Annotated in this window: 1 protein-coding gene and 1 pseudogene; both read right to left on the bottom strand. The window is 60.3% G+C overall.

All coding sequences use genetic code 11. The features are described from left to right. A pseudogene (locus A3754_RS03250) lies at window positions 1-237 on the bottom strand (rod shape-determining protein MreC); the annotation flags it as partial. A 5-nt stretch (window positions 238-242) separates the two neighbouring features. Continuing rightward, on the bottom strand, window positions 243-968 hold a 726-nt coding region (locus A3754_RS03245), incomplete at its 5' end, for a rod shape-determining protein (RefSeq protein ID WP_156496735.1).

The raw sequence follows: 968 nt of genomic DNA, 5'->3' as shown, positions 1-968 counted from the left end.
CTGGCGTTGCAAGCGACGATTTTCGTCAAGCAGGGTGCCGCGACTTTGCGTCTGCTCAGACAGCCACTCACCACTGTCCACCGGCAAGTGGGCAAGATAATGAATGGGCGCCGTCAGGTAGCCCAGTGCATGGCGCAGGGGTGCAGCCCAAGGGGTACGCTGGTCCAGCACCATCATGATGACGGCAAGCACCAGCGCGATAATGAGTCGGTAGGAGGGTTTGGCCGGGGCCACCATGGGAGTTAACCCATGGCCAGCATGTCAAAGCCTTGGCTGTCCATCAGCTCCAGCGCCTTGCCGCCACCCCGGGCCACACAGGTCAATGGATCATCGGCAACAATCACCGGCAGGCCGGTTTCTTCCGAGAGCAGACGGTCGATATCACGCAACAGGGCACCACCACCGGTAATCACCAGACCACGCTCGGCAATATCCGAGGCCAGCTCCGGCGGAGACGCTTCCAGTGCGTTCTTCACCGCATTGACGATAGCCGCCAGCGGCTCTTTCAGGGCTTCCAGAATTTCTTCGGAATTCAGGGTGAAGCTGCGCGGCACCCCTTCGGCCAGGTTCCGGCCACGCACATCAATTTCACGGATTTCAGCACCCGGGTAGGCCGTACCGATTTCGTGCTTGATACGTTCAGCGGTGGATTCACCGATCAGCGAGCCATATTCCTTGCGCACGAACGCCACGATCGCTTCGTCGAAACGGTCGCCGCCAATACGTACGGATTCGGAATACACCACACCATTGAGGGAAATCAGGGCGATTTCCGTGGTGCCACCACCGATATCCACCACCATGGAGCCGCGGGCTTCTTCCACCGGCAGGCCAGCACCGATAGCAGCGGCCATGGGCTCTTCGATCAAATACACATCACGGGCACCGGCACCATAGGCAGAATCCTGGATGGCACGGCGCTCCACCTGGGTGGATTTGCACGGCACACACACCAGCACCCGCGGTGC

Source organism: Alcanivorax sp. HI0083 (assembly GCF_001635175.1).
This window is presented reverse-complemented; position numbering and strand designations above follow the sequence as displayed.